This is a genomic window from Brevibacterium sp. 'Marine', from assembly GCF_012844365.1.
GTDB lineage: Bacteria > Actinomycetota > Actinomycetes > Actinomycetales > Brevibacteriaceae > Brevibacterium.
The window spans coordinates 2,815,541-2,836,100 of the sequence record NZ_CP051626.1; the positions used below are offsets into that span (position 1 = coordinate 2,815,541).

At 65.6% G+C, this 20,560-nt stretch carries 17 protein-coding genes; 1 reads left to right on the top strand and 16 read right to left on the bottom strand.

All coding sequences use genetic code 11. The features are described 5' to 3' along the window. Position 1 precedes the first annotated feature (1 nt). The 8 genes from HF684_RS12645 to cysK form a co-directional block, all read right to left on the bottom strand. Positions 2-985 (bottom strand): ABC transporter permease, encoded by a 984-nt coding sequence (locus tag HF684_RS12645; RefSeq protein WP_169252756.1) that lies wholly within the window; start codon positions 983-985, stop codon positions 2-4. 499 nt (positions 986-1,484) lie between these two features. Further along, positions 1,485-3,197 (bottom strand): dihydroxy-acid dehydratase, encoded by a 1,713-nt coding sequence (gene ilvD, locus HF684_RS12650; protein ID WP_169252757.1) that lies wholly within the window; start codon positions 3,195-3,197, stop codon positions 1,485-1,487. A gap of 190 nt (positions 3,198-3,387) precedes the next feature. Continuing rightward, positions 3,388-4,332, bottom strand: coding sequence for a 2-hydroxyacid dehydrogenase (locus tag HF684_RS12655; RefSeq protein WP_169252758.1), 945 nt, complete (start codon positions 4,330-4,332; stop codon positions 3,388-3,390). A gap of 110 nt (positions 4,333-4,442) precedes the next feature. Continuing rightward, complete coding sequence (locus HF684_RS12660) at positions 4,443-4,910, bottom strand: MarR family transcriptional regulator (protein WP_169252759.1); 468 nt, start codon at positions 4,908-4,910, stop codon at positions 4,443-4,445. A gap of 1 nt (position 4,911) precedes the next feature. Further along, positions 4,912-5,622, bottom strand: a complete 711-nt coding sequence (locus tag HF684_RS12665; protein ID WP_248278928.1) for an NAD(P)H-dependent oxidoreductase — start codon at positions 5,620-5,622, stop codon at positions 4,912-4,914. Continuing rightward, entirely contained in the window at positions 5,622-6,821 is a 1,200-nt protein-coding gene (locus HF684_RS12670) for an LLM class flavin-dependent oxidoreductase (protein WP_169252760.1), read from the bottom strand. The genes HF684_RS12665 and HF684_RS12670 overlap by 1 nt, the downstream gene beginning before the upstream one ends. A gap of 342 nt (positions 6,822-7,163) precedes the next feature. Next, positions 7,164-7,841, bottom strand: coding sequence for a serine O-acetyltransferase EpsC (gene epsC, locus HF684_RS12675; protein ID WP_248278929.1), 678 nt, complete (start codon positions 7,839-7,841; stop codon positions 7,164-7,166). A gap of 147 nt (positions 7,842-7,988) precedes the next feature. Beyond that, positions 7,989-8,915, bottom strand: coding sequence for a cysteine synthase A (cysK, locus tag HF684_RS12680; RefSeq protein ID WP_025779366.1), 927 nt, complete (start codon positions 8,913-8,915; stop codon positions 7,989-7,991). A 383-nt stretch (positions 8,916-9,298) separates the two neighbouring features. Here cysK and def point away from each other — a divergent pair, with 383 nt between their 5' ends. Continuing rightward, the gene (gene def, locus HF684_RS12685; protein WP_169252762.1) at positions 9,299-9,871 is read left to right on the top strand and encodes a peptide deformylase; all 573 of its coding nucleotides are present in this window, start codon (positions 9,299-9,301) and stop codon (positions 9,869-9,871) included. Positions 9,872-9,885: 14 nt separating this feature from the next. Here the strand turns inward: def and HF684_RS12690 are convergent, their stop codons facing one another. The 8 genes from HF684_RS12690 to HF684_RS12725 form a co-directional block, all read right to left on the bottom strand. Further along, positions 9,886-10,920 (bottom strand): hypothetical protein, encoded by a 1,035-nt coding sequence (locus HF684_RS12690; protein ID WP_248278930.1) that lies wholly within the window; start codon positions 10,918-10,920, stop codon positions 9,886-9,888. Positions 10,921-11,132: 212 nt separating this feature from the next. Beyond that, on the bottom strand, positions 11,133-12,614 hold the full coding sequence (gene gatB / locus HF684_RS12695) for an Asp-tRNA(Asn)/Glu-tRNA(Gln) amidotransferase subunit GatB (protein ID WP_169252763.1): 1,482 nt from the start codon (positions 12,612-12,614) through the stop codon (positions 11,133-11,135). Beyond that, entirely contained in the window at positions 12,611-14,113 is a 1,503-nt protein-coding gene (gene gatA, locus HF684_RS12700) for an Asp-tRNA(Asn)/Glu-tRNA(Gln) amidotransferase subunit GatA (RefSeq protein ID WP_169252764.1), read from the bottom strand. The genes gatB and gatA overlap by 4 nt, the downstream gene beginning before the upstream one ends. Position 14,114: 1 nt before the next feature. After that, complete coding sequence (gatC, locus tag HF684_RS12705) at positions 14,115-14,420, bottom strand: Asp-tRNA(Asn)/Glu-tRNA(Gln) amidotransferase subunit GatC (protein WP_169252765.1); 306 nt, start codon at positions 14,418-14,420, stop codon at positions 14,115-14,117. 153 nt (positions 14,421-14,573) lie between these two features. Beyond that, complete coding sequence (locus HF684_RS12710) at positions 14,574-15,059, bottom strand: hypothetical protein (protein ID WP_169252766.1); 486 nt, start codon at positions 15,057-15,059, stop codon at positions 14,574-14,576. Between the two features lie 124 nt (positions 15,060-15,183). Beyond that, positions 15,184-17,412 (bottom strand): NAD-dependent DNA ligase LigA, encoded by a 2,229-nt coding sequence (ligA, locus tag HF684_RS12715; RefSeq protein WP_169252767.1) that lies wholly within the window; start codon positions 17,410-17,412, stop codon positions 15,184-15,186. After that, complete coding sequence (locus HF684_RS12720; protein WP_248278931.1) at positions 17,409-18,497, bottom strand: hypothetical protein; 1,089 nt, start codon at positions 18,495-18,497, stop codon at positions 17,409-17,411. The genes ligA and HF684_RS12720 overlap by 4 nt, the downstream gene beginning before the upstream one ends. Beyond that, positions 18,490-20,541: a prolyl oligopeptidase family serine peptidase gene (locus tag HF684_RS12725; protein WP_169252769.1), complete on the bottom strand. Its 2,052-nt coding sequence runs from the start codon at positions 20,539-20,541 to the stop codon at positions 18,490-18,492. Before HF684_RS12725 ends, HF684_RS12720 begins: the two co-directional genes overlap by 8 nt. Between the last annotated feature and the right edge of the window lie 19 nt (positions 20,542-20,560).

Genomic DNA, 20,560 nt, shown 5'->3' on the forward strand with positions numbered 1-20,560 from the left:
TTCAGATCCTCACTCTCGGGTCGAGTGCGGCGTAGAGGACCTCCGACAGGGTCGAGGCCAGCAGCGTGAGCACTGCGACGAAGAGGACGGAGCCTGCTGCCGCATTGATATCGGACTGCAGGATGGAGTTGATGGTGAACTGGCCCATACCGTTCCAGGAGAAGACGACCTCGAGCATCGAGGAGCCCGCGACCAGCGTGCCGAAAGCGTAGGCGAAGTAGGTCGACATCGGAATGAGCGCGACGCGCACTCCATGCTTGACGAGCGCGGTCTTGCGAGTGCGCCCCTTGGCGCGTGCGGTTCTGATGAAGTCGGAGGCGAGCACGTCGAGCATGACCGAACGCTGGTAGCGCGAGTACGTCGCGGCGCCCATGAGCACGAGTGCCAACGTGGGCAGCAGCATATGTGACACCTGGTCGGTGAACCAGGGGAGGAACCCGGGGTCGATATTCGCCGAATAGTCCCCCGAGAATCGGATGAGCGTCGTGCCGATCATATTGTTGAAACCGGTCGCGATGATCATGAGGAGCACACCGATGACGAACGTCGGAGTGGCGATGATGAGATAGGACGCGTAGGTCACTGTCTGATCAGACGCCTTGTATTGCCTGACGGCTCCCCACACGCCGAGGATCACACCGAGCAGGGCTCCGATGATCGAACCGATGAGCAGGAGCTTGAGGCTGACACCGGCGCGGACGAGGATCTCCTGCAGCACCGGAGAGTTGTGCACCGTGGTGCCGAAGTCACCGTGGAGGAAGATGTTCGTCAGCCAGTCCCATGTTCTCTCGAGGACCGGGACGTCGGGATTCGTGCCGTGGCTGTTGAGGATGGCCTGGATCGATGCCTCCGACAGCGGCGGATTCTGACCGCGGTACCGGGAGGCCGGATCCATGAAAGAGCTGGAGGTGATGTAGGCGGTGACCGTCGCGATGAACGCGAGGATGAAGTAGTTGATGAACCGCCGCAGAACGTATTTTCCCATGGTGCCGACTACGACACCGCGATCAGGCTGTCCTCACTGTGGTCCGCGGAATGGTGCATCGGGCCGGGAAGCTGCGAATAGATCTCATGGCGAATCGGGAAGGAAGTGACAATCATCAACGATCAAGGGTCCTTTGGGGTATTCGGTGCGTAGGCCAGTCGAGATGTGAGGAGCCTCAATGGCTCCTCATAAACGACTGAGCATATTTCGCACTGTATCCCCATGTGACCCACCGCACAAACGTCTCCTGCAGTACCGATTGCGACAAGGCCGCGTGTCCCCCGGAAATCCGCGCGACACGCCGAAGTAACTTTTCGGTAACTGTCGTTCCGTGTCGCACGGTCATGTCGGCCCATGCTGTGATCGGCGGCGTTCCCCAACGAAATCGCCGAGGCGGTGCAGACTTCACGTCTGCACCGCCTCGGCGATGGTGGATTCGGCCCGTGCCGCCGAGCGTCACCCGGAAGCGGACTGCGTCAGCAAGAGGCCTTGAACTGGCTCAGAAGCAGACCGCGCCCTTCGACGCCGACTGCACGAGCTTCGCGTACTTGCCGAGCACACCGGTCAGGCGGTGGTTCTCGGGCAGCGTCCAGGACTTGCGACGCTCGGCCAGCACCTCCTCGTCGACGTGGAGTTCGATCGAGCGTGCCGCGATGTCGACGGTGATCTTGTCCCCGTCCTCGACGAGCGCGATCGGACCGCCGTCGACCGCCTCGGGGGCGATGTGGCCGATGCACAGACCGGTCGAACCGCCGGAGAAGCGACCGTCGGTGAGCAGCAGGACGTCCTTGCCGATGCCCGCGCCCTTGATGGCGCCGGTGATCGCGAGCATCTCGCGCATTCCGGGTCCGCCCTTGGGCCCTTCGTAGCGGATGACAACGACGTCGCCCTTCTTCAGCTCTCCGTTGAGCACGGCGTCCATTGCCGGCTGCTCCTGGTCGAAGACGCGAGCGGTGCCTTCGAAGACGTCGGCGTCGAAGCCCGCGGACTTCACGACGGCACCTTCGGGAGCCAGCGATCCCTGCAGCACGGTGAGGCCGCCGGTGGCGTGGATCGGGTTGCTGAGCGCACGCAGGATCTTCCCGTCGGGGTCCGGCGGGTTGATCGACTCGAGGTTCTCGGCCACGGTCTTGCCGGTCACGGTCAGGCAGTCGCCGTTGAGCAGACCGGCGTCGAGGAGGGCCTTCATGATCACGGGAACGCCGCCGATCTTGAAGACGTCATTCATCACGTACTGGCCGAAGGGCTTGACGTTGCCCAGGTGCGGGACCTTGTCGCCGATGCGGTTGAAGTCGTCGAGCTCCAGCGTCACTCCGGCCTCGTGCGCGATGGCCAGCAGGTGGAGAACCGCGTTCGTGGAACCACCGAAGGCCATGACCACGGCGATCGCATTGTGGAGCGATTCGCGGGTGATGATGTCCTTCGTGGTGATGCCCTGGCGCAGCATGTTGACGACTGCCTCGCCGGACTTGCGGGCGAACATCGTGCGGTTGCGGTGGATGGCCGGCGGAGCGGCCGAACCCGGCAGTGACATGCCCATGGCCTCGGCAGCCGAGGCCATCGTGTTCGCTGTGTACATTCCGCCGCACGCACCCTCGCCGGGGCAGACGGCGCGCTCGATGGCGTCGACGTCCTTCTGGGACATGGTGCCGGCGCGGCAGGCACCGACTGCTTCGAAGGCGTCGATGAGGGTGACCTCCCGCTCCGAGCCGTCCTCCATCTTCGCGGTTCCGGGCATGATCGAACCGTTGTAGAGGAAGACGCTCGACAGTCCCAGGCGGGCGGATGCCATGAGCATTCCGGGGATCGACTTGTCACAGCCGGCCATGAGCACGGAGCCGTCGAGTCGTTCGGCGCTCATCACGGTCTCGACGGAGTCGGTGATGACCTCACGTGAGACCAGCGAGTAGTGCATTCCCTCGTGGCCCATCGAGATTCCGTCCGAGACGGAAATGGTGCCGAATTCGAGCGGGAAGCCACCGGCCTCGTGGACGCCTTCCTTGGCGGCCGAACCGAGACGCTGCAGCGACATGTTGCAGGGGGTGATCTCGTTCCACGAGGTCGCGATCGCAACCTGCGGCTTCACCCAGTCGTCGTCGCCCATGCCGACGGCGCGAAGCATTCCACGTGCCGCGGTGGCTTCGAGACCGTCAGTGACATCGCGAGAACGGGGTTTGATGTCGGGAGTGGTGGTGTCTGTATCGATGCTCATGCAGGCATGCTACGCCCGATTTCAGCATCCGCATGCCGGACTCTCGCATGGTGGAACCTCTTCTGGGCACCATGCGGGAGTCCGACCGCAGAGCTATGTCAGGGTCCTGCTTAGGTCAGATCCGCGTGACCTATTGACCGCGTCTCAGGCCTGCTGTGCGCGGCAGCTCTGGCCTGCTGTTGACCGCGCCTCAGGCCTTGATGAGATTGACCGGCTGCTCACCGTCGTTGATCCGCCTGACCTGCGCGGCGAGGATCTTCACGACTCGTGGTTCGAACGCCGAGGTATCGCCTCCGACGTGAGGTGTGATGAGGGTGTTCGGGGTCCCCCACAGCGCGTGGTTGCGCGGCAGCGGCTCCGGGTCGGTGACGTCGAGTGCGGCATGGAGTCGTCCGGTGGCAAGCTCTGCCACGAGTGCGTCCGTATCGACGACCTTGCCGCGGGCGACGTTGACGATGAGCGCATTGTCGGGAAGCAGGCTGAGGAACTCCGCGTCGACGAGGTTGTGCGTCCCTTCGTTGAGCGGCGTGATGAGCACGACCACCTCGGTGTGGGGCAGAAGCCTCGGCAGCTCGTCGACGCCGTGGATCTTCCCGCGCTCGTCCTCACGCGCGGTCGAGGCGACGCGGGTGAGCTGGACCTCGAAGGGGTCGAAGCGGTCGGCGATGGCCGAGCCGATCTCACCGACGCCGATGATCATCACGCGTCGGTCCTGCAGCGAACGGTAGCGGTGATGCTCCCACACCCGCGAGACCTGCGAGCGCACGGCGTCGTCGATTCCGCGCAGACTGGCCAGGGTCAGCGCCAGCGCGAGCTCGGCGGTGCCTCCCGTATGCACACCGGAGGCGGTCGCGACCTGGATTCCACGCTCGGGCAGGTGGGCGACGGGGTCGTATCCGGTCGTCTGCGTGATGACCATACGCAGATTGGGCAGCTCGTCGAGCAGCTCGATCGTCGGCCCAGAATTCAGGTATGGCAGGATCACGACGTCGACATCGTCACGGCTGAGCTTGGCCGACCGTTCGGCGTCGGAGAAGACGACGAGGTCGACGTTGGCACGTTGGTGAGCGGGGATCTGAGCGATCACACGATTGCGGAGCTCGGAGTTCGGGAAGGCGATTGTGGTGATGGACATGCCCTCATTGTGGCACGCAGTCTCGGACCATGCCGAGACGTTCGTCACTCTGAGATGACCGGCCTCAGTTCTCGGGCGGGGCCCACCTCACCCCTCGGCCGACACCGTCCTCAGTTCTCGGGCAGCGATTTCCCGATCCTAGTGAAGACGGCCTCGATCACCTCTAGCTCGGCGTCGCTGACATGGTCGAAGAAGACCTCGTCGACATAGCTCTTGTGCTGAGAGCCGGCGGACAGGAACGCCCGCGCTCCCGCCTCGGTCAGCGCCACATTGTGAGCACGCCCGTCCCCGGGACACTGAGTCTTCGTCACCAGTCCCGCCTCGACGAGGACCTTGATCCGATAGTTCAGCCGCGAGGGTGAGAAGACGAGCTTCTTCGCCAGGGCGCTCATCGTCAGCGTCCGCTCCGGCGCCTCCCACAGCAGGAGCAGAGTGTTGTAGTCACTGACATCGAGGCCCGCATCGTCCTTGAGCTGGGCCTCGAGGGCCTGACGCAGGCGCTGCGAAGTCTCGAAATAGGTTCGCCACGCGTTCTGCGCCAGCGCCTCCCTCCCAAGCCCGAATCTGATCTCCGTCATCTCAGCCCTCGAGCAGCTGCGCGAACGGGGTGACGTTCGCGGGGTCGAATTCGTCGACGAATCCGCGATTCGCCGAGGCACCCGGGGCCGCACCCGCCCCTGCACTATCGCGCGGATCGGGGTCGGCCACCTCGGCGAGGTCGTCGTTTCCGGCCCCGCTGATCGTTGCGGTCAGGGACACGAGCTCCTCCCCCGCCTGACGGATCCGGGCGGTCAGCGCCCGGCCGCCTTCGACGGTTCCCCAGTCGTCGGTCGCGGCGAAGACCGTCGTGGGCACGACGATGCCCTTGAGGTAGGACAGCATCGGCCGCAGCACGGCGTCTCCGGCCAGGGAATGCCGGGCAGTGCCGCCGGTGGAGGCGATGAGCACGGGTTTGCGGCTCAGCACCTTGTCGTCGATGAGCTGCCAGAACAGGGTGTGCAGACCGACGGGGGCGGCCTTGTACACCGGCGCGACGGTGACGATGGCGTCGGCCGCGGCGATGGTCTCGAAGGCCGTCTCCAGCGCTTCGGAGCGGAACCCTGTCAGGGTCATGTCCGTGAGCGCAGTGGCGAGGCGGCGGACGTTGATGACGTCCGTGGTCACGTCGATGCCCACCGATTCCCCCGCCGAGGCGGCCTGACCGAGGATCCGGTTCGTGAGCTTGAGCGTGGTCGAATCCTCGCTGAGCGAGGTGGTCACGGCCACGATGTTCATCGTCTTCGTGCTCATCAGCGGTCGGCTCCTTCCCGTGTCGCATTCTGGGCGTCGTTCCCGGCGGATTCGCCAGCGCGTGCCTGCCGGTCCTCGAAGGCGCGTGATCCTTCTCCGCCGCCGGGGATCGGATCCCGGCCTTCGCGGTGGCGGATGACGAGGGACTCGTGCGTCGGGGCATCGGGGACGTCTGCCGGGCGGCCCTTCGCGAACTCCTCGCGGAGAACGGGGATGACCTCTTCGCCGAGGAGGTCGAGCTGCTCGAGTACCGTCTTCTGCGGCAGTCCCGCATGGTCGATGAGGAAGAGCTGACGCTGGTAGTCTCCGGCCCAGTCGCGGAAGCTCAGGGTGCGCTCGATGACCTGCTGGGGCGACCCGACGGTCAGCGGAGTCTGCGTCGAGAAGTCCTCGAGGCTGGGTCCGTGGCCGTAGACCGGGGCGTTGTCGAAGTAGGGACGGAACTCGCGGACGGCGTCCTGGGAGTTCTTGCGCATGAACACCTGACCGCCGAGGCCGACGATCGCCTGGCTGGCCGTGCCGTGACCGTAGTACTCATAGCGCTGACGGTAGAGCTGAACCATCCGCGCGGTGTGCGAGGTCGGCCAGAAGATGTTGTTGTGGAAGAACCCGTCGCCGTAGTAGGCGGCCTGTTCGGCGATCTCGGGGCTGCGGATCGACCCGTGCCACACGAACGGCGGGACCTCGTCCAGAGGGGTCGGGGTGACGGTGAAGCCATTGAGAGGAGTGCGGAACTTGCCTTCCCAGTCGAGGTTCTTCTCACGCCACAGACGGTAGAGCAGGTTGTAGTTCTCGACCGCCAGCGGGATGCCGGCACGGATGTCCTTGCCGAACCACGGGTAGACGGGACCGGTGTTGCCGCGGCCCATGATCAGGCTGATGCGACCTTCGGAGAGGTGCTGAGCGTAGGAGTAGTCCTCGGCGATGCGCACGGGATCGGTCGTGGTGATGAGCGTCGTCGCCGTGGAGAGTTCGAGTGTCTGCGTCTGCGCGGCGATGTTGGCCAGCAGGATCGGCGGATTCGCCGGCGCCACGAAGGGCGGGTTGTGGTGCTGACCGGTGGCGAAGACGTCGAGTCCGACCTCCTCGGCCTTCTTGGCGATCTCGACGGTGTTCTTGATCCGCTGGTGTTCGCTGACGGTGGTGCCGTCAGTGGGGTCGGTGGTGACATCGCCGATTGTGAAGATTCCGAATTCCATGGCGCCTCCTGCGTCTGAGCTCCTGCGGCTTGAGCGGCCGCCCTGCTGATCGAACTCACTTCAATTTTGAAGTAACTAGTTGAAATATTAACAGAAGTGGTGTCAAAAGTATTCCCGGCCGCGGGCAGCCACCTGGGTGGGTGGCGTGGCCATGACCACAAGCGGTCGATTGTCGGGTCGATCCCCGGTGGTTCCAGCCCGATTCTCACCGCGGATCGACCCGACAATGCACGACAAGCGGCTCCCGCCCGTAGGCAGGAGCCGCTTTTGACGCCCGTAGGCAGGAGCCGCTTTTGACGCCCGCAGGCAGGAGCCGCCGTCTGTCCGGCAGCAGGAGCCGCCTCAGATCCAGAGCGCGGGGTCCTCGAGGACGAAATCCGGGTGTTTCACCGAACCGTCATCCGCAGATGCCTTCGCCGAGGCGGCGCCGACCTTCTTCTTCGGGCGCACGGTCGCGGGAATGCCCACGGCACTCGAGTCGGCCGCCACGTCCTTGACGACGACGGCATTGGCTCCGACCGCGGAGTTGTCGCCGACGACGACCGGGCCGAGGATCTTCGCCCCGGCGCCGACGAGCACATGGTTGCCGATCGTCGGGTGGCGCTTCGCCTGTGCCATCGATGTGCCGCCGAGGGTCACCTGGTGATAGAGCATGACGTCGTCGCCGATCTCCGAGGTCTCGCCGATGACGACGCCGTTGGCGTGGTCGATGAAGAAGCGACGCCCGATCTGCGCCCCCGGGTGGATCTCCACACCGGTCAGCGTCCTCACCAGCTGGGACATCAGTCGCGCGGGCACCTTTCCAGCATCGTGCTGCCACAGGCGGTGGAGTCCGCGGTGGGCCCAGATGGCATGCATCCCCGGGTAGGACACCAATGAGACGAAATCATTGCGCGCCGCCGGATCTCGCCGCTTCACCGTCTCAAGGTCTTCTTTGAGCGTCTCGCGCACACCGGGTCGGCTCAGCCCATAGGCTGCCGCACCGGCGGCCGCCGCGGCCGCTGCCCACAGTGCCTTCATCGTTGACTCCCCCTGCTCATTCGTCTCGGTCTGTCTCGTGCAAGTCGGATCCGGGCGGAAGAATTCCCGCAGCGGTCCGACATCGGACTCTGCAGACAGCGAGGGCGCCAAACCGAAGTCTGACGCCCTCGTGCCGCTGCCATGGAGTCAGTCCATGTACTCGGCAAACAGCGGAGTAGACAGATACCGCTCGCCGTAGCTGGGGATGATGACGACGACGCGCTTGCCGGCGTTCTCCGGTCGAGACGCGACCTTCTCGGCAGCGAAGAGTGCGGCGCCGGAGGAGATGCCGACGAGCAGGCCCTCTTCGAGAGCGACGGCGCGAGCCCGCTCGAAGGCGTCGTCGTTGTCGACATCGACGACTTCGTCGTAGATATCGGTGTTGAGCACCTTGGGCACGAAGTTCGCGCCGAGGCCCTGGATCGCGTGCGGTCCGGCCGTGCCTTCGGTCAGCAGCGGCGAAGCGGCGGGCTCGACGGCGATGATCTTCACATCCGGGTTGGCCTCACGCAGCGCGGCTCCCGCGCCGGTGATGGTTCCGCCCGTGCCGATGCCGGAGACGAAGATGTCGACCTTGCCGTCGGTGTCGGCGAGGATCTCTGGACCGGTGGTGGCCTTGTGGATCTCGGCATTGGCCTGGTTCTCGAACTGGCGCACGAGGACGGCGCCGTCGGAAGCAAGCTCTTCGGCCTTGGCCACTGCCCCCTTCATACCTTCGGCCTTGTCGGTGAGGACGAGTTCGGCACCGAAGGCGCGCAGCAGGGCGCGACGTTCCTTCGACATCGACTCGGGCATCGTCAGCTTGACCTTGTAGCCGCGGGAGGTGCCGACCATCGCCAGAGCGATGCCGGTGTTGCCGGAGGTGGCTTCGACGATCGTGCCGCCGGGCTGCAGTTCGCCGGACTTCTCGGCTGCGTCGATCATCGCCACACCGATGCGATCCTTGACGGAGTTGCCCGGGTTGTACGATTCGAGCTTCGCAACGATTTCGGCGCCGGAGCGTTCACTGGCCTTGTTGACGCGGATCAGCGGAGTACGGCCGACCAGATCGGAGACGTTGTTGAAGATGGTCAAAGTAAGTCCTTTCACGCTTCTGTGTGCACCCGCCGTCACAGGCCTCTCACCACTCGGCAGAGCTGTTCCGGCAAGCGTTGAGCGACAGCTTTCATCTCGTGGTCCGAGACGGCTTGTCTTCATCATAACCACGCCGACGCTGAACGTGTTCCCAGATATGTTGCTCAACAATCTGTGTTCGCTGGCGGCGAAACTATATGACGTTCCCTATCACAGGCTGGGAGCGGTCGCATATCTATCCATCTGCCGCAGGTCCGATTCGCAACAACCGCTGAGCAATCGGCGGACATGATCACCGAGGCGGCTCTCCCTGACGCTCATGCCCGACCATGGCCGTCAGGCTGAGGCTGAGACGGTCTCCGGTGACCGATACGATTATCCTCATGGCTATTCATCCCATCGTCGTCTGCGGCGAGCCCGTTCTGCATCGTCGTGCCGAGAAGATCGTCGAGTTCGACGAGGACCTTGCCGAACTCGTCGCGGACATGCACGAGACACTCGACGCCAGCAACGGTGTCGGACTGGCCGCACCGCAGATCGGCGTCGGCAAGTCCATCTTCGTGTACAACGCCGATGACGACTATGGTGTGCGTCGTCGCGGCACCTTCGTCAATCCCGTGCTCATTGCCTCGAAGGTTCCCGACACACGTCCCGATCCCGACGATGAGACCGAAGGGTGCCTGTCGGTGCCGAGTCTCGATTTCCCCCTCAAACGTGCCGACAGAGTCACCGTCAACGGCTTCGATGAGAAAGGCGAACCGGTGACCCTGAGCGCTGACGGGTGGTTCGCGCGCATCATGCAGCACGAATACGACCACCTGCAGGGAACCCTCTACGTCGACCGCCTCGATAAGCGCTGGTCGAAGAAGTGGAAGAAGGCCCAGGAAGCGCATGGCTACAACCAGCCGGGCCTGTCATGGATGCCGGGAGTCGACCCCGACCCCTTCGGTCACTGAACCGGGAGCCGAGCTTAAGCCTCGAGTTCGTCCACGGACTTCTGAGCTGCGGCCAACCGGGTGTCGAAGTCGTCGAAGTCATCGGCGGTCTGATCGAGTTCGGCAACGAGTCCGGAGATGATCGACGACTGCGAGTCCGCGTCGATGCGCAGCTCCCTGAACTGCCAATCGGCGGAATCGTCCGCGGCGGTGCGAGACAGCACGTCGAGCACCCGGTCACCGAGCTCGCGGGAGCGTTCGGAGTTGTGCAGCAGCATGAGCTGCTGATCGAGTTCGAGGAGGCGCTCGTAGTAGTCGTGCATCGACTCCACGCGGCGTGCCATGGACGAGAACGCGACGGCCAGCTTCGACAGATAGGTCTCCACCGACTTCGCGGTCCCCGCATCACGGATGCCCTCGATCTCCTCGCGGAGGCTGACGAGTTCCTGCAGCCGCACGCCGATGGAGGCCACCGCATGGTCGAGGTCGACGCGGGAGACGTGGTCTTTGAGTATCGGATGGGTCCAGGCGCGGGTGCGCACGATCTTGCGGGCGATCGTGACGGCGAGATGGAACAGGCGCTGCTCGTCGGTGTCGCGGCCTTCCTTGCGCCCGGGCAGATAGCCGAGGCTGGCCGGGGTCACCCACTGGGCGGCGGCGACCTTGCGTCGGTTCTTCCGGCTCAGACGCTTCGGATCGCGGAAGTATTTGGGGCCGGTGACGGCCGCGAAGATTCCGGTCCCCAGGGCGGTGGCCGCACCCATCCCGCCGAAGGTCAGTGCGGCATCGGCGAATCCCGAGACCAGAGCCAGTCCTCCGGGAGCCGCGAATCCCGCGGTCACGGCGGTGCCGGCGGCGGTGCCGCCCTTGAACAGGACGCTGGAGCGGAAGAAGTTCCGGCTCATCCCACCGGTGAGCATGATCGCGCTCGGGGCTCCGGCCGTGTAGCGGTATCCGCGGGCACTCCAAGCGCGCAGCACCGCCTCGTTGACGCTGTCGGGCACGAGCACCCGGTAGATCGGCGCGGACTTCCCGCATTCGCTCTTCCACAGCGATTTCCACTCAGACACCGCTTCACCTCCACGCGTGTGGGTCACGCTCTTGGCCCTGTCCTGGCGGGCCATCGGCTGCGGGGAATGCGAACAGCCACACCCTCCGCCATGCTCGGGAACCCGGTCGGCTCCCTTGGACGCACAGTCTAGAGGGTGTGGCTGGATCAATCCTGAGTCCTGCTCGGCACTGTCAGGCGCCGACGTCGACCAGGATCAGTTCGGACCTGAACTCAGCCATTGATTTTGGAGAGGATGAGGTCCTTGGCTTTTCCGGCATCGGCCTGTCCGCGGGTGGCCTTCATGATCGGGCCCATGAGCGCACCGATGGCCTGCATCTTTCCGCCCTTGATCTTCTCGACCACATCGGGGTTGGCAGCGATGGCCTCCTCGACGGCGGCTTCGAGTGCCCCGGTGTCCTCGACGATCTCGAGGTCGCGGGCCTTCATCACCTCGGCGGGCTCGCCTTCGCCGGCGAAGACTCCGGTGAGCACTTCCTTGGCCAGCTTGTCGTTGAGCTTGCCCTCATCGATGAGATCGACGAGTCCTGCCACCTGGGCGGGTGTGACGATCTCGGTGGGGTGCTTGTCCTCCTGGTTGGCCAGGCGGGCGACCTCACCGGTCCACCATTTGCGTGCCGCGGCCGGCTTCGCTCCGGCGGTGACGGTGTCTTCGATGGCTTCGAGCAGTCCTGCGTTGACGATGTCGCGCATCTCCAGGTCGGAGAACTTCCATTCCCCGAGGAGGCGGCGACGCTTCTGCGCCGGCAGCTCGGGCAGGCTCGCCCGCAGCTGGTCGACCCATTCGCGGGAGGGCTGCAGCGGAACGAGGTCCGGCTCGGGGAAGTAGCGGTAGTCGTCGGCGTCGGACTTCGGTCGTCCCGACGAGGTCTCTCCGGTCTCCTCGTGGAAGTGACGGGTCTCCTGGACGACCTTCTCCCCCGCCTCGAGGAGGGTCGCCTGGCGGGCGATCTCGAAGCGCACGGCGCGTTCGATCGAGCGGAAGGAGTTGACGTTCTTCGTCTCCGTGCGGGTACCCAGCGGTGCTTCGGGGTTCTCCCGCAGCGACACGTTGACGTCGGCGCGGACGTTGCCCTGTTCCATGCGGGCTTCGGAGACGTCGAGGGCGCGGAAGATGTCCCTCAGCGTGCGCACATAGGCGGCGGCCACCTCGGCGGCTCTCTCCCCTGTCCCGGTGATCGGGTGGGTGACGATCTCCACGAGCGGCACACCGGCGCGGTTGTAGTCGACCAACGAATGGTCGGCGCCCTGGATGCGGCCGGTGGCCCCTCCGACGTGGGTGTTCTTGCCGGCGTCCTCCTCCATGTGGGCGCGCTCGACGGGGACGGTGACGATGGTGCCGTCCTCGAGCTCGACCTCGACCTGGCCTTCGGCCGCAATGGGCTCATCGGACTGGCTGGTCTGGAAGTCCTTGGGCACGTCCGGGTAGAAGTAGTTCTTGCGGGCGAACCGACAGGTCTCGGCGATCTCGCAGCCGAGCGCCAGACCGATCTTGATCGCGTACTCGACACCCTTCTCGTTGACCACGGGCAGGGACCCGGGCAGGCCGAGCGACGTGGGGGTCACGTTCGTGTTCGGTCCCCCGCCGAAGGTGTTGGGGGCGGCGTCGAACATCTTGGTCGCGGTGCCGAGCTCGACGTGGACCTCGATGCCGATGACCGGATCGTATTTCTTGATCGCGTCTTCGTATTTCACTTGGCGTTCAGTCCTTCCGCAAGAGTGTCGAGCACGCGTCCGCCGACGGATTCGAGTGCGGCTTCCAGGGGGCCGGCCACCTCGTAGAGTTTGACGTCCTCACGGGCCGGAGCCAGGATCTGGAAGCCGACGGGCAGACCATCGGCCAGGCCCGCGGGCAGGGACAGTCCGGGAATTCCGGCGAGGTTCGCGGGGATCGTCGCGACGTCGCCGAGGTAGAGGGCCATCGGGTCGGCGGCCTTCTCCGCACCGAACTTCAGTGCGGTCGTCGGAGCGGTCGGGGACACGAGGACGTCTGCCGCGGCGAAGGCCTTGGCGAAGTCGTTCTGGACCAGGGTGCGGATCTTCTGCGCCGAACCGTAGTAGGCGTCGTAGTAACCGGCCGACAGAGCATAGGTGCCGAGGATGATGCGTCGCTTGACCTCATCGCCGAAGCCGGCGGCACGAGTGGCCGACATGACGGTCTCGGCGGTGACGGGACCCGACTCGGGTTCGACGCGCAGGCCGTAGCGCATGCCGTCGTAGCGGGCGAGGTTCGACGACACCTCGGAGGGCATGATGAGGTAGTAGGCGTCGAGGGCGTAGGAGATCGACGGGCAGTCGACCTCGACGATCTCGGCACCTGCTGCGGCCGCGGTTTCCAGCGCCGCTGTGAACGCGGTGCGGACTCCGTCCTGGTATCCCTCACCTGCCAGCTGCTTGATGACGCCGAGCTTCTTGCCCTTGAGCTCGCCGGTCTGGGCGGCGGTCAGGAACCCGCCGACCGCATCGGGCAGCGACGTCGAATCGAGCGGATCGTGTCCGGCCAGCAGTTCGTGCAAGGCGGCGGCGTCGGCGACGTTGCGCCCCATCGGTCCGACCTGGTCGAGGCTCGAGGCCATGGCGATGATGCCGAAGCGCGAAATCGACCCGTAGGTCGGCTTGACGCCGACGGTGCCGGTGAACGCGGCGGGCTGACGGACGGATCCGCCGGTGTCGGTGCCCACGGACAGCGGGGCCTGGAAACCGGCCAGTGCTGCGGCCGCGCCTCCCGAGGAACCGCCGGGCACGTGGTCGAGGTTCCACGGGTTGCGGGTGTTGCCGAAGGCCGAGTGCTCGGTCGTCGATCCCATGGCGAATTCGTCGAGGTTGGTCTTGCCGAGCACCGGCAGGCCGGCGGCCTTGACCAAGGTGTGCACGGTCGATTCGTAGGGCGGAACCCAGTTCTCGAGCATCTTCGACCCGGCGGTCGTACGCGTGCCTTCGGTGACGACGAGGTCTTTCAGCGCCACCGGAACACCGGCCAGGGCGTGGACGTCCTCACCGGCGGAGCGTTTGGCGTCGACGGTCTTCGCCGTCTCCAGGGCGAGTTCGTCGGTGACGGTGATGAAGGAGTTGAAGTCATCCTCGGTGGAGGCGATGCGGTCGAGGTGAGCCTGCGTGACCTCGACGGAGGAGAACTCGCCGGATTTCAGTCCTGCGGCGAGTTCGAGGGCGCTCTTGTTCGTCAGTGCGGTCATCTCATTCCTCCCCGAGGATCTGCGGGACGAGGAACTTGTCGTCCTCGGCGGCCGGGGCCGAGGCCAGAGCCTGTTGACTGGTCAGCGTCTCGCCCACGACGTCGGGGCGCATGACGTTCGTCAGCGGGATGGGGTGGCTGGTTGCGGGCACATCGTCGCCGGCCACTTCGTTGACCCTGGCGACGTTTCCCAGAATTGTGCTCAGATCACCGGCGAGCGATTTCAGCTCGTCTTCGCTCATGGCGATCCGAGACAGTGAAGCGAGATGCTCCACCTGTTCGGGGGTGATTGCGGAAGACTCCGTCATTCCCTGCCTTTCATCGTCGTTTTCACTCGCCCCCAGTCTAGTCTCTCCGCGGGGCGCCCTTCCGAAGCCCCGCTGTGACCTTCCCCCATTGCTACCTGACGGCGGCCCAGCAACCTCGCGCGAGGTTGCTGGGCCGCCGTCAGGTAGTAATTGTCAGGGGGTGAGGCGTTCGGGCCAGGTGCGGGTGCCGTGGATGTATCCGGCCATGTCGGCCACGACGCGGTCGGCGTCGGCCTGGGTGAACTCTCCGGCTGAGACTCCGGCCTGGAGGTCGGCGGCGAGATCGGCGATGCGGGTCCGGGCGTCGGCCACGGTGGCCGCGACGAGTTCCGTGCCGGTCGACAATGAGCCGGACGACAGGGCACCGGCCGGACTCGAATCGTCGACGATGGTGCCTTCGATGACCTCATGGCCATCCGTCGAGACGGGGTCGGACGCAGTCGCCGACTCCTCGGTACGGCCGGTGACCGAAGGCCCCGGAGTGCGCATGGACGTCAGAGCGGGCTGAGCATTGCGTTTGGTGCTGTTCGGTCCCGGCCCCAGCACCAGGTCGGCCAGGCCCGCAGTCACGGGAACCGCGGTCAGGGCCGCGGCGACGACCACGCAGGTACCGGCGAGGACTTTGGGGATCCATCTCATGTCCCACACTCTTCCACTCGAAGCTGTCTCTGAGCTTGACTGAGTCTGAACCCCGACTTCGAGTTCGGTCACGAATGAGCACACAGCCGCACCTTGGAACCTCCGGGAACCGAGATGTATTCCCTCAGTCGAGGCTGCCGGTCTCCAGCAGCACCCGAAACTGGTCCTCGTCGAGGACGGGCACGCCCAGCGACTCCGCCTTGTCCAACTTCGACCCGGCGTTCTCACCGGCGACGACATAGTCGGTCTTCTTCGACACCGATCCCGCTGCCTTGCCGCCGGCGCCGAGGATCGCCTCCTTGATGCCATCGCGGGTGAACGAGCTCAGCGATCCGGTCGCCACGATCGTCAGCCCCTCGAGGGTCTGCGCGGCGGCCTCGACTTCGTCGTCTTCCGTCCGCACCCCGGCTGCCGCCCAAGTGTCGACGATCTCGTTGTGCCAGTCGATCTCGAACCAATCGCGGATGCTCTGTGCGATCGTCGGACCGATGCTATCGACGGCCGACAGCTTCTCGAGGCTGGCCTCACGGATGGCCTCAAGGGTGCGGAAGTTCGCGGCCAGGGTCCGTGCGGCTGTCGGTCCGACATGGCGGATCGACAAGGCGACGAGCACCCGCCACAGTTCTTGATCTTTTGCCTTCTCCAATTCGTCGAAGAGCTTCTTCGTGTTCGCGCTCGGAGCGCTCGGCTTCTTCGCGGTTCCACGGGTAAAGAAGTAGGGCACAAGTTCTCGTTCGCCGGTCTCCACACCCTTGGACTTCTTGTTCCGCCAGATCTTGACATCACGCAGATCATCGGGAGTGAGGTCGAAGAGGAAGGCCTCCGAGGTCAGCGGAGGTGTATCCGGTTCGGCCGGTGCCGTCAGCGCCAGCGCGGCCTCCTCGCCGAGGGCTTCGATGTCGAAGGCCGCACGGGAGGCGAGGTAGAAGATGCGATTGGCCAGCTGCGCTGGGCAGGACCGTGAGTTCGGGCACCGCAGGTCCTTGTCGCCTTCCTTCTGCTCACCGAGCTCGGTCCCGCAGGACGGGCAGTGGGTGGGCATGACGAATTCGTGTTCGGATCCGTCCCGCAGGGCAGCGACCGGGCCGAGCACCTCGGGGATGACGTCGCCGGCCTTGCGCAGGGTGACGGTGTCGCCGATGAGCACACCCTTGCGTTTGACCTCGTATCCGTTGTGCAGGGTCGCCCGCTCGACGGTCGACCCGGCCACGGTCACCGGTTCCATCACGGCGAATGGGGTCACTCGCCCGGTCCGACCCACCTGCACCTGGATGTCGATGAGCTTCGTCGTGACCTCCTCGGGCGGGTATTTGAATGCGGTCGCCCACCTCGGTGCGCGAGAGGTGTAGCCCATCGCCTCCTGCACGGCGATATCGTCGATCTTGATGACGATTCCGTCGATCTCGTGGGTGACGTCGTGACGGTGTTCGCCGTAGAAGGCGATGAAGTCTTCGATCTCATCGACGGTGTCGAGAACCTTGAAATAGTCGCTGATCGGCAGACCCCACGACCGGAACTGTTCGTAGACCTCGGACTGGTGGGCAGGCTCGGGATGCGAATCGTCGGCCGGCGTCCACACGGCGATTCCGTGGACGAGCATGTGCAGGGGCCGACGCGCCGTGACGGCCGGGTCCTTCTGCCGCAGCGAACCGGCCGCGGAGTTCCGCGGATTCGCGAAGGGGGCCTTGCCCTCGGCGACAAGCGAGGCATTGAGTTCGGCGAAGTCCTCGACGGGGAAGAACACCTCACCGCGGATCTCCACCTCGGCCGGCGGGTGCTCGGTATCGAGGTGGTGCGGGATATCGGAGATCGTGCGCACGTTCGCGGTGATGTCCTCACCGATGCGTCCGTCGCCGCGGGTCGCCGCCCGCACGAGTTCGCCGTTCCGGTAGAGCAGGTTGACGGCGAGTCCGTCGATCTTGAGTTCGCACAGGAACTTCGACTTCACCGAGGTGGCCGACCGCACCCGCTCGTACCAAGCTCGCAGTTCGTCGTAGTCGAAGACGTTGTCGAGGCTGTACATCGGACCGATGTGTTCGACCGGGTCGAAGGTCGAGGTATCGACGACGCCGCCGACTGTCTGCGTCGGCGAGGTGTCGGTGACGAGTTCGGGGAACTGCGCCTCGAGGTCTTCGAGACGATGGACGAGTTCGTCATACTCGGCGTCGGAGACGAGCAGGGAGTCCTGATAGTAGGCGGCCCGCAGCTCCTCGATCTTCTCGGTCAGCTGGGCATGAGCCTGAGCGCGAGCGGTCGCGTCGGTGAGGTCGACGCCGCCCAGGTCGAGTGTGGTCGAATCCGAGGTCTGGTGCTCGGGCGTCGATGAGTCGGCGTTCTCCGGTGTCGTGGTCATTCGATCTCCTCAAGAGCCCGCCGCAGGCCGGCGGCGATGGTCATGGTTCCCCGATTGTGCTCGGGTCCGATCCCCAGCTGGTCCTCCAGCAGCGGCGGGTGGGTCATCGGCAGTTCGGGCCCGGCGATGATCCCGAATTCGCGCAGACTCGCGGCCCCCATGCCGATGCGCGACCAAGGAGTGCGGATCCGTTCGCACCAATGGTTGACCGCGTCCGATCGCCCACCGGCCTCGGTCGGCAGGTGGATCCAGGTGCCGAGCCCCGCCTCGGCGAGAATCGCCAGCTGCTCCCAGCTGTGTGGTCTCAGGCTAGCCAACGGCACTGACACGGAACGGACGCCGGTGCGGCGGACAGCCTCGGCGGCGGGGATCTCCTTGCCCTGCAGGCGCAAGGGCTCGAGGTCCGGCAGGGCGAGCACGGTGGGAGGGAGGTGGCGCAGTGTGGATTCGAGCGCTGCCCACACCTGGGTTTCGCTGATGGCGGGCAGGCTCGCCCACCCGGACACGGTCGGCCAGGTGCCGGTGAGGACCGGGGTCAGACGGGTTTCGACGAGGCGGACGGTCGGCTGCATGCCCAAGCCCGCGATGCGATCGGTGAAGGCGGCGATGCCGAAGGCGTAGGCCTGGACGACATCGCGGCGGGCCCCATAATCGCCGAGGACGCGGGCACCGGAGCTCAGGCTCAGCGCGGTCACGAGCGTCCACGGTCCCGGCAGGCTGATCTGGACCTGCCCGGGCCGGGACCCACCGTATTCGGCGATCGCGTCGAAAGCTTCGATGAGGGCGGAGTCCTCGAGCCGTTCGTCTTTGCCCGCCGAGGCGGTCAGCCGCCACCCGTAGGACGTGCGGTCGACGTGGAGTTCGGTGAGTAGGCCGACGGCGCGGCCGATGGCATCGGCGCCCCACCGGTCTTCGGACCGGTGGGCGGTCAGGGGCACCGGCGGAAGCTGGTCGGCGAGGATGTCGAAGCCGGCGGCCGCGGCCTCTCGGACCGGGCTGGTCGCAATATAGCTACGGTGCGGATCACGGGCTCCGGGCAGCCAGATTCCCGGGGTCGTGGCGGCGGGCAGAACGCGGTCAGCCATGCTGGTGGGCGCGGGGGATTCCGAAGACGTCGACATAGAATCCGAACTCGCTTTCCAGGGAATCGATGATGGTTTCGGCGCGGACGAAGCCGTGGGATTCGCCCTTGTACAGACGGTAAATGTACTCCACTCCGGCCAGTTGAAGTGTATCGACGAATTCCTGGGCCTGTGAGGGTGGGACGATCGGGTCGCGGTCGCCTTGCATGACGGCCACGGGCACGGTGATATCGCTGGTCCGGCGGATCGGCGAACGGGTGATGTATTCGTCCTGGGCTGCGGGCCAGGGTCCGACGAGGCCGTCGATGTAGTGGGATTCGAAGTCGTGGGTGTCGACGACGAAGCGCATGAGGTCGGTGACTCCGAAATACGAGGTGCCGCAGGCGAACACGTTCGTCGAGGCCAGGGCGGACAGCACCGTCCATCCGCCCGATGAGGCTCCGGAGATGGCGATGCGGTTCGGGTCGGCGAGTCCGGCTGCGATGAGACCGTTGACGGCGGCGACGGTGTCCTCGACGTCGACGACTCCCCATCCGCCGCGCAGTCGGTCACGCCAGGCGCGGCCGAATCCGGTCGACCCGCCGTAGTTGACCTCGAGGACGCCGATGCCCTGGGAGGTGAAGAAGCTCGTGCGGGCTGTCATCTCCGGGGTCGCCTGTCCCGTCGGTCCGCCGTGGATCGAGACCACGAAGGGCGGGAGTTCGTCGACGGGGGCGGCGAAGCGAGGATTGTGGGGAGGGTGGATGACGACGGGCACTCCCCCGAGTTCGCCGACGCTCGGGCGGGAATAGTAGCCCTGATGGGTGTCGAGGCGTTCGCTGGCGATCTCCGTGAACAGTCCGGTCACCCGGTCGACGGCGTAGAGGACGCCAGGACGCCTGGTCGACTTCGCCGTCAGCAGCAGGTGGGTGCGTCCGAGGTCGAGGAGTTCGATCGTGCCGAAGGTCTCCCCCGTCGTGTCGATGGTCTCCCAGGGCGGGGAGGAAGGACTCATCGTTGTGGCGGAAGGGCTGAGCGGGCGGCGCACGAGTGCTGCGGTGGCCGCCTGAGAATGCGCCCACACCTCATCTCCGTCGTTGAGGTGCCACCGGGTGCCCAGCTGCCAGAGGGCGCCGCCGATCTCCTCGCCGGTGTCGATGACCGGTCGCAGCCGGTCGAATCCGATTCTTTCGGGCGCCGGCGCCTGACGGTCGTCGGTGACCAGGGGACGCACGGCGACGGGGTCGATGTCGAGGCCGTACAGCGCCCAGTGCCCTTCGTGATCGGAGATGACGTGGAGAGACGAATCTGACGTGAACTCCGCCTGGAGCAGCGAGATTCCCGGGTCGGTCGGACTCGGCAATCCCGGATCGGACCTGCGCGGGCGTTCGATCCCGTCACCGCTGAGCACGGCGACCGCAGGTGTGGCCGGGGTGCGCACATCGACCAGCCACAGGGTGGTTCCGTCCCACGGCATGTTCGGGTGCTCCCAGCCGATGAACGCCAAGGTGCTGCCGTCGGGTGAGAGCCTGGGCCAGGCCATGAAATGCGAGTGGGTCGAGAGCACATTCGTCGTCCCGTGCTTGGTCAGCAGCACGATGGCGCGTTCACGACGGGTGGACCGACAGTCCTCGCGCACACATAGCAGCCCCCACGGGCTCATGTGCAGATCCCCGTAGCGGATCCGCCCCGAGGTGTCCGGGGTCAGCGCGTGTGGGGCTCGCCCGGGAATGATCTGCCAGACACGCTGATCAGCGGCGTTGACGAAGTAGATGACCTCGCTGCTCTGGTCGAGAGCCCACGAGGCTCCCCCGTATTCGTGGACGGCGGAGCGGATGTTGAACCCGGTCGGAATGACCTGCTCACGCTCTCCCGGACGTGACAGTGACGTACGGACGAGGCCGGTGCGGGCCTTCTCGGCGGGAATCTTCGTCGAGTAGAAGACCTCGTCTCCGCGGAAGGCGGCATCGAAGATCGGAGCGGCACCGGCCGCCACCTCGGCAGCGCCCAGAGGTGAAGACCAGGTTCCATAAGGTGCCGTGACGACATCTTGGGGACTTTCCTTCATGCCCCCAGAGTATCGCCAG